We start from the raw sequence: 8,117 nt of genomic DNA, 5'->3' as shown, positions 1-8,117 counted from the left end.
ACTGCTGGCCCGGCGCGGGCGGCGGGGGCGGGGGCGTGTACTGCTGGCCGGGCGGCATGTACTGGTTCGCGGGCGGCGGGGGCGGCGGCGCGTACTGCGGCGCGGGCGCGGCGGGAGCCGGCGGCGCGGGCGGCGCGGGCGGGGGCGCCTGCGGAGCGGGCGGAGCCTGGGGGGCCGGCGGGGCCTGCGGCGCGGGCGGGGCCTGCGGTGCCGGAGCGGGCTCGTCCACGGAGATGCCGAAGTCGGTGGCCAGCCCGCCCAGGCCCGAGTCGTACCCCTGGCCGACCGCGCGGAACTTCCACGCGCCCTGGCGCCGGTACAGCTCGCCCAGCACGAACGCCGTCTCCGACGTGGCGCCCGGGTTCTCGAAGCGCGCCACCTCCGTGCCGGCGGCCGCGTCCACCACCCGCACGTACAGGCCCTGGAACTGGCCGAACGTGCCGCCGTCCGAGGACGCAGCGATCACGATGCGCTCGATGGCCGGCTCGACCCGGCCGAGGTCGACCGCCAGCACGTCCCGTACGGTCGGGCCCTGCTGCTTGCCCTCGTGCCGGACCGAACCGGACCCGTGCGCGGGCTGGTTGTAGAAGACGAAGTCGTCGTCCGAACGCACCCGGCCGGTCTCCGCGAGCAGCAGCGCGGAGGCGTCCGCGTCGGGCACGCCGGGGCCGCTCTGCCAGCCCAGCTCGATCTTCACCGACGGCACCGGGACCGGCGTGTTGGCGCCCTTCTGCATGGACATGAACGCTCCTCCTCCTCATCCGACGTTCACAACCTATGCCAGTCGCGCGCCCCGGCGGCCAGGCCCGGCGAAGCTCCGGCCACCCGCGTCCACCAGCGGGACTCGCGCGATCCGCGCGCCGGGCGTCATACTCGCGGTCGAAACCCGGGCCCGCCCCCGCCCCGAAGGAGCCGACGGCATGCGCTCACGGCCGCTGTTCGACGTCGCCGCCCTCCTCGCGCGCCTCGGCGCGGGCGTCGTCTTCATGGCGCACGGCTGGCAGAAGATCGAGGCCGGCATCACCGCGACGGGCCGCTCGTTCGACGCGCTGGGCGTGCCGCTGCCGACGGGCGCCGCCGTGTACGCCGCGTTCGTCGAGCTGCTGGGCGGTGCCGCGCTGATCGCCGGGCTGGGGCTGCCGGTCGTGGGGGTGCTGCTGTTCGTCGACATGGCGGGCGCGTTCGTGTTCGTGCACGCGGGCGAGGGCCTGTTCCTGGTCGACGGCGGGACGGCGCGCAACGGCTACGAGCTGGTGCTGGTGCTCGGGCTGACGAGCCTGCTGTTCGCGGCGGGCGCGGGCGGGCGGCTCACCCTGGACCGGTGGCTGCTCGCGGGCCGGCCGCGCCGCTCCTCCGGTGACGGCGGCGACGACGACGAGGAAGAGGACGAGCAGAGCTTCGTCGCGTCGCTCCGCGAGCCGGAGGCTCCGGGCGCGCCCGGAGCGCTCACGAAGCCGAAGCCGGAGCCCAAGGCCCCGGCCCCCAAGCCCCCGGCGCCGCCGGAATCCGCCGTCCGGCCGGAGAGGAAGCCGCGGCTCGCCACCGACATCGTGGAGGGCGAGGCGGACGACACGCTCGTCGCGGGCCGCCGCAAGCCGGGCCGGCGCCGCCGTACGGACGACACCCGGCCCATCCGCCGCGAAGGCGACCAGGGCCCCGGCCGCAAGGGCGCGGCTGGTAAGGACGGCAAGGGCGCGGACGGCAAGGGCGCGGACGGCAAGGACGCCTGACCGCGGCCTACGGCACCCGCGCGGTCCACTCCGGGTTCTCGAACTTCTCCCCGGCGAGCTTCTCCGCGCGGCGCAGCTCCTCGTCGCTCACGCGATCGTCCACGAGCCCGTAGCGGCCGCGGAAGTGCCCCACCATCCGGTCGATGATCTCCTCGCGCGGCAGCCCGGTCTGGCGGCGCAGCGGGTCCACCCGCTTGCCCGCGCTGGCGATGCCCTTGCCGGACAGCTTCTCCTTGCCGATCCGCAGCACCTCCAGCATCTTGCCCGCGTCGATGTCGTACGACATCGTCACGTGGTGCAGCACCGCGCCGGCCGCCAGCCGCTTCTGCGCCGCGCCGCCGATCTTGCCGTTCTCGGAGGTGATGTCGTTCAGCGGCCGGTACCAGGCCTTGATGCCCAGCTCGCCGAGCGCGCCGAGCACCCAGTCGTCCAGGAACGCGTAGCTCTCGGCGAACGACATGCCCGCGACCAGCGACTCCGGCACGTACAGCGAGTACGTGATCGTGTTGCCCGGCTCCACGAACATCGCGCCGCCGCCGCTGATGCGGCGCACCACGGTGACGCCGTGCCGGTCCGCGCCCGCGGGGTCCACCTCGTTGCGCAGCGACTGGAAGCTGCCGATGATCACCGAGGGCGAGGCCCACTCCCAGATCCGCAGCGTCGGCGGCCGCCGCCCGGCGCCCACCTCCTCGGCGAGCACCTGGTCCAGCGCCATGTGCAGGGCCGGCTCCTGCGGCCCGTCGTGGATCAGCCGCCACTCGTGGTCCCGCCAGTCGGACGCGTGCGCGACGGCGCGCCGCACCGCGATCCCGACCGCCTCGGCGGTCAGCCCGAGCAGCACCGTGCCCGGCGGCAGCCCGCGCTCCACCTTCGCCGCGATCTCGGCCGCCTCCAGCGTCGCGGGCAGCCCGTCCAGGGCCGCGTCGATCGCCTCCAGCGCCTCGTCCGGCTCCAGGAAGAAGTCCCCGCTGATCCGCGGCGACCTCAGCACCCCGTCCACGACCTCCAGGTCGGCGACCACCAGCTTGCCGCCCGGCACCTTGTACTCCCCGTGCATCACGTCCAGTGACAACCACGCGCGCGCCCGGCGGATTCCGCCTACTTCTCGGACAGGGCCAGCACGCTCCCCTCGCCGTTCGCGGAGATCAGGAGGCGGCCGCCGGGGCCTGCCGCGAGCCCGGCGAACGGGCGCGGCGGGGCGGGGACGCCCGGCGGGACGGGCGGCCGCACCCGGCCGGGGGCGGCGGTCCCCGGGGGCAGGCCGACCGCCAGGTCCTCGGCGTCGATCCGGCTCTCCCCCGTGGCGGTCGAGATCGCCAGCAGGCGCCGGCGCCCGACCTCCACGACGAACAGCTCGCCGCCGCGGACGGCCAGCCCCTGCGGCGCCTCCAGCCCCTCCACCAAGGGCACGGCCGCGCCGCCGTCGAGCCGGAGCACCGCGCCGCGCTCCTCGTCGCTGGCGTAGCAGCGCCCCTCGGCGTCGAACGCCACGTCCACCGGGCGGCCGAGGCCCTCGGCGAGTACGGAGACCCGGTCGTCCGGGCCGATCCGCACGATCCGGCCGGCGCCCGTCTCCGCGACCACGAGCGCGCCGTCCGGCGCGACCGCGATCCCGCCGGGCTCGTCCAGGTCCCTGGCCCGTACCCGGGTGGTCCGCTCCACCGGATCGTGGGTGCGCACGTCCCCGGTCTGGGAGGTGAGGTGCAGCAGCCCGTCGTCGCCGGCGGTGACGGCGTGGACGAAGACCGCCAGCTCATGGGTGACGGCGTCGCCGTCCTCCGCGTTCTCTGTGTTCGCGTTCTCTGTGTCCGCTTTCTCTGTGTCCGCTTTCTCTGTGTCCGTGCTCTCGGTGCGGGCCAGGCGGTAGTGGTCGGCCGCGTAGACCGTCCCGCCGAGATCGACCGTGATGCCGAACGGGCCGTCCAGGCCGCGCGGGACGATCTCGCGGGTGCGGCCGTCGGCGTGCATCTCGGTGACCCCGCCGCTGGCGTAGCTGGAGACGAACATGCGGTTCTCGCCGTCGAACGCCGCGTTGTCCAGCCCGGTGACGCCCGAGGTGACGATCCACCGGCGCCCGGTGTCCAGGTCGATCCGGGTCACGATGCCCTCGGCGCCGCGCGACAGGACCGTCAGGATCCCGCCCTGGTCGAAGCGCACCGCGACCGGCTCGTGCACCCGCTCGGCGACGAGCTCCGGCGGGCCGGAGCCGTCCGCCGGGACGCGCCACACCTGGTCCCCGACCATGTGCGGGTAGTACAGGCAGCCGTCCGGCCCGAGCTGCATCGCGTTGCCCATGGCGAGCCCGCCGGCCAGCGGCACCGGGTCGCCGCCGCCGGGGAACAGCTCCAGCAGCCGGCCGTCCATCCTCATCTCGTTGACGAACAGCCGGTCGCCGACGCAGGCGATGCCGTTCGGCGCCACCAGGTCGTCCGACACCAGGGTGTACTCGCCCTCCGGGCCGCGCCGCCACACCCGCCCCGGGGTCAGGTCGGTGATGTACATCGAGCCGTCCGCGCCGAACGCGAGGTCGTCCGGCGCCAGGACCGGACCGTCCATCGGCACCACCACCTCGACGTCCCCGGACGCGGGGTCCACCGCGCTGATCTGCCCGGCGAGGAACTGCGCCACGTACAGCCGCCCGTCGGGCCCGAACGCGACACCGTTCGAGCCCCACAGGCGGTTGGTCCGGACGAGCCTGCGCACGTCCCAGCGGCGGCTCGACGGCCGCCCGCGCCCGGTGCCGTCGAACCGGCTGGGCCGGGCCGTCACTTCCGGCCCCCGGTGTCCGGGACGAGCACCTCGCCGAACCGGTCGTCCTCGCGCCACCGGCGCAGGAGCTCCTGGAACGCGACCGGCCCGTCCCCGAACATCTGGCTGCGCGGCGGCGGCATGCCCTCGCGGTTCTTGTAGCCGGGCGTGCACTCCATCTGGAACCGGTACAGGTCCGGCGCCCTCTCGTCGATCAGGTCGATCCAGCCGGCCTCGGCCTCCTCGGTCGGCTCCACGTACCGCGCCCCGCGCTCGCGCGCCGCGGCGATGACCGCTGCGATGTGCGTGGCGCCGGTGTCGAGCACGTGCACGAAGTTCACCGCGGGGGCGCCCTGGATGGAGCCGAGCTGGAACAGGTTGGGGAACCCGCGGGTGCAGAACGCCTGGAACGTCCTCGGCCCGTCCTTCCAGCACTCGGCCATGGTGACGCCGCCGCGCCCGTACGCCGGGAGCCGCCCGGAGACGGTCGCCGGCAGCGGCGAGTCGAATCCGGTGGCGAAGATGATGCAGTCCACCTCGTACCGGGCGCCGCCGACGACGACCGCGTCCTCCTCGACGCGCTCGACGCCGCCGTGGTCGGCCGTGTCGACCAGCGTGACGTTGGGGCGGTTGAAGGTCTGCAGGTACTCGTCGCTGAACGTGGGGCGCTTGCACTCGTAGCGGTACCAGGGCTTGAGCAGCTCCGCCGTCCGCGGGTCCCGGACGATGCCGTCGACCCGGGCGCGCAGCTCGTTCATCTTGCGGAAGTCGTCCAGCTCGTCCCGGAGGTCCTGGTCGGGATCGCCGGACGAGGGGCTGCCGCTGCCGGGGACGCCGGCGCGGAGCCGCCGGGCGGTGCTGGTCCAGGCGTCCCCCACGAGGTCCTCCTCCACCGGCTCGCCCGAGACGATGGAGAGGAAGTTGTCCATGCGGCGCCGCTGCCAGCCCGGCTCCAGCGAGGCCGCCCACTCGGGATCGGTGCGGCGGTTGCCGCGCACGTCCACCGAGGACGGCGTGCGCTGGAACACGTACAGGTGCCCGGCGTCCCTGCCCAGGTGCGGGACGACCTGGACGGCGGTGGCGCCGGTGCCGACCAGCGCGACGCGCTTGCCGGCCAGCCCGTGCAGGTTCCCGCCGTCGCCGCCGCCGGTGTAGTCGTAGTCCCACCGGTTGGTGTGGAAGGTGTGGCCCTTGAACGTCCGGATGCCGGGGATGCCCGGCAGCTTCGGGCGCAGGAACGTCCCGTTCGTCACCACGACGTAGCGGGCCCTGATGCGGTCGGCGCGGTCGGTGCCGAGCAGCCACTCGGCGGCCTCCTCGTCCCAGCGCAGCTCGGTCACCTCGGTCTGGAAGCAGGCGTCCCGGTAGAGGTCGAACGTCCGGCCGATCGCCTGCGCGTGCCGGCGGATCTCCTCGCCCGGGGCGTACTTCCACTCCGGTACGGAGCCGACCTCCTCCAGCAGCGGCATGTAGACGTACGACTCGATGTCGCAGTGGATGCCGGGGTACCGGTTCCAGTACCAGGTGCCGCCGAAGTCGCCGCCCTTCTCGATCACGCGGATCGACTCCACGCCGTGCCGGCGCAGTCGCGCGGCGGCGAGCAGCCCGCCGAAGCCGCCGCCGATGACGGCCACCTCGACCGAGTCGTGCAGCGGGTCCCGGGCGAAGTCCGGATCGGCGTACGGGTCGTCGGCGTAGTAGGCGAAGTCGCCGGTGGCCTCCTGGTACTGGACGGCGCCGTCCGGGCGGATCCGGCGGTCCCGCTCGGCGCGGTACTTCGCGCGCAGGGCCTCGGGGTCGAAGCCCGGGTCGTCCGGGCCGGCGGCGGGGGGCACGGGGGCATGCGTGTCGAACACGTCGGAACCGTCTCCTGTCTTCCCCCCGTGCCGGGAGCTGGCACGCGGGCGGGATGTACGTTCAGTTGCCGGTCGCATTAAATCAGCTGATTGATTTAAATTAGAGGCCGCCTGTCCCGCGCACAACCCCGCCGGGGACCGCGCTCAGCGCGTGACGGGTGCCCGCCAGAGCGCGACGATCGCGTCGATCAGGCCGTCCGCGGTGGCGCGCCAGGTTGGGCGGACGGGGAACCTGTTCTCCGCGAGGGCGCGCTCCCGCTCGGCCGCCATCTGGAGGATCAGATGGCGCGCCATGACGGCGCGCTCCTGGTGCACGTCCACGGGCAGCTCGGGCAGGTGCCGGGCCAGCCCGTCCGACAGCCAGGGCAGCGACGGCGAGGCCAGGAACGACTCCTCGATCATGATCTCGTACAGCGCCGGGTCGGCCATGGCCTGGACGGTGAAGCGGGCGTACCAGCTCGGCGTGCCCAGGTCGTCCAGGTGGCCGGTGACCGGGCGGACCAGGCAGGCGACCCAGTCCCGCAGGTCGGCGGAGTCGCCGATCTCCTCCAGCATCCGCACCCGGGCGCCCTCCATGGGCACGGCGTGCCGGCGGATGATCGCGCGGACCACGTCGGCCTTGGTACCGAAGTGGTAGCTGACCGCCGCGTTGTTGCCCTGCCCCGCCGCCTCGCTGATCTGCCGGTTGGACACCGCGTGGATGCCGCGCTCGGCGAACAGCCGCTCCGCCGCGTCCAGCAGCGCCTCGCGGGTCGCGCCGGCCCGCTCGTCGCGGACCGTCCTGCTCCTGCTCATCCGGACGGTCACTAGCGGGTACGGCCCCGCGCCTTCAGCGGCACGGAGGGCAGGTCGGGCGCGGCCAGCGGGGCACCCTCGTACCCCTCGACCCGGCCGAACCGCTCCCCCGCCGTCCAGTCGGCGCGCGCCTGAGCGATCTCCTCGCCGGTCCGGCCGACGAAGTTCCACCACATCACGAGCCTCTCCTCGAACGGCTCGCCGCCCAGCAGGACCAGCCCGGCGCCGCCGGCGTCCGCCCGCAGCGGCAGCTCCCGCCGCCCGCAGCCGAGGTAGAGCATCGAGCCGGGCTCCAGCCGGACGCCGTCGACCTCGGTGATCCCGGACATGGTCAGCGCCGCGTACTCGAAGTCGGGCTCCACCGGGAGCCGCACGTCCGCGCCGTCCGCGAGCTCCAGGTCGGCGCCCACGATCGGGGTGTACGCCGCGCCCGGCGAGGCGGCGCCGTCCAGCTCGCCCAGGATGACCGTGCCCCGGAACCCGGGGCCGGTCACGGCGGGCAGGTCGGCGTGGTGCTCGAACGCGGGCGCGACGTTCCGGCGCTCCTCGGGCAGGGCCACCCACAGCTGCGCGCCGTGCAGCATCCGCCCGTGCTCGCGCGGCGACTGCTCCGAATGCGCGATCGCGCGCCCGGCCGTCATCAGGCCGAGCTCCTTCGGCCGCACGGTCTGGACGCTGCCGACGCTGTCGCGGTGCAGCACCTCGCCCGCGTGCAGCCAGCTCACCGTCTGCAGGCCGATGTGCGGGTGCGGCGGCACCTGCATGCCGGGCTCGCCCTCGATGTCGTCGGGCCCGTAGTGGTCGACGAAGCACCAGGCGCCCACCATCCGCCGTCCCAGGGTGGGCAGCAGCCTGCGCACCACGGTGCTCTCGCCGAGCGGGACGGCGCGCGGCTTCAGCAGCTCGCGCACCGGCCCGCCGGCCACGTCGTCACGCCCGCCGCACACCACCGGCGCCGGCCTGGTCTGGAGATCGCTCACCCGCCCCA

The 8,117-nt window shown here is 74.6% G+C and carries 7 protein-coding genes; 1 reads left to right on the top strand and 6 read right to left on the bottom strand.

Translation table 11 applies throughout. From position 1 onward, the window contains the following. A partial coding sequence (locus tag AB0881_RS22165) for a TerD family protein (protein ID WP_366619365.1) occupies window positions 1–742 on the bottom strand: 742 nt, incomplete at its 3' end. A 178-nt stretch (window positions 743–920) separates the two neighbouring features. On the opposite strand from AB0881_RS22165, the gene AB0881_RS22160 reads away from it, so the two are divergent. Further along, window positions 921–1,730 carry a DoxX family protein gene (locus AB0881_RS22160; protein WP_366619363.1) on the top strand — a complete coding sequence of 270 codons (810 nt, stop codon included), beginning with the start codon at window positions 921–923 and terminating at the stop codon, window positions 1,728–1,730. 7 nt (window positions 1,731–1,737) lie between these two features. Here AB0881_RS22160 and AB0881_RS22155 read toward each other — a convergent pair whose 3' ends face one another. The 5 genes from AB0881_RS22155 to AB0881_RS22135 all read right to left on the bottom strand — a co-directional run bounded on the left by AB0881_RS22155 (window position 1,738) and on the right by AB0881_RS22135 (window position 8,109). Beyond that, entirely contained in the window at window positions 1,738–2,787 is a 1,050-nt protein-coding gene (locus tag AB0881_RS22155; RefSeq protein WP_366619361.1) for a biotin/lipoate A/B protein ligase family protein, read from the bottom strand. Between the two features lie 41 nt (window positions 2,788–2,828). Next, the gene (locus tag AB0881_RS22150) at window positions 2,829–4,499 is read right to left on the bottom strand and encodes a hypothetical protein (RefSeq protein ID WP_366619359.1); all 1,671 of its coding nucleotides are present in this window, start codon (window positions 4,497–4,499) and stop codon (window positions 2,829–2,831) included. Further along, the gene (locus AB0881_RS22145) at window positions 4,496–6,334 is read right to left on the bottom strand and encodes an NAD(P)/FAD-dependent oxidoreductase (RefSeq protein WP_366619357.1); all 1,839 of its coding nucleotides are present in this window, start codon (window positions 6,332–6,334) and stop codon (window positions 4,496–4,498) included. The genes AB0881_RS22150 and AB0881_RS22145 overlap by 4 nt, the downstream gene beginning before the upstream one ends. Window positions 6,335–6,478: 144 nt before the next feature. Further along, complete coding sequence (locus tag AB0881_RS22140; RefSeq protein WP_366619356.1) at window positions 6,479–7,129, bottom strand: helix-turn-helix domain-containing protein; 651 nt, start codon at window positions 7,127–7,129, stop codon at window positions 6,479–6,481. 11 nt (window positions 7,130–7,140) lie between these two features. Further along, window positions 7,141–8,109, bottom strand: a complete 969-nt coding sequence (locus AB0881_RS22135) for a pirin family protein (protein WP_366619354.1) — start codon at window positions 8,107–8,109, stop codon at window positions 7,141–7,143. Window positions 8,110–8,117 lie beyond the last annotated feature (8 nt).

Origin of the sequence: Spirillospora sp. NPDC029432 (assembly GCF_040703975.1) — a bacterium.
Taxonomy (GTDB): Bacteria; Actinomycetota; Actinomycetes; order Streptosporangiales; family Streptosporangiaceae; genus Spirillospora.
Note: the sequence above shows the minus strand (reverse complement) of the source record. Positions and strands in the feature narration are given on the sequence as shown.

Coding starts and splice junctions, on each gene's coding strand:
- AB0881_RS22140 (WP_366619356.1), bottom strand. CDS start 7,129: ATGAGCAGGAGCAGGACGGTCCGCGACGAGCGGGCCGGCGCGACCCGC.
- AB0881_RS22155 (WP_366619361.1), bottom strand. CDS start 2,787: ATGCACGGGGAGTACAAGGTGCCGGGCGGCAAGCTGGTGGTCGCCGAC.
- AB0881_RS22160 (WP_366619363.1), top strand. CDS start 921: ATGCGCTCACGGCCGCTGTTCGACGTCGCCGCCCTCCTCGCGCGCCTC.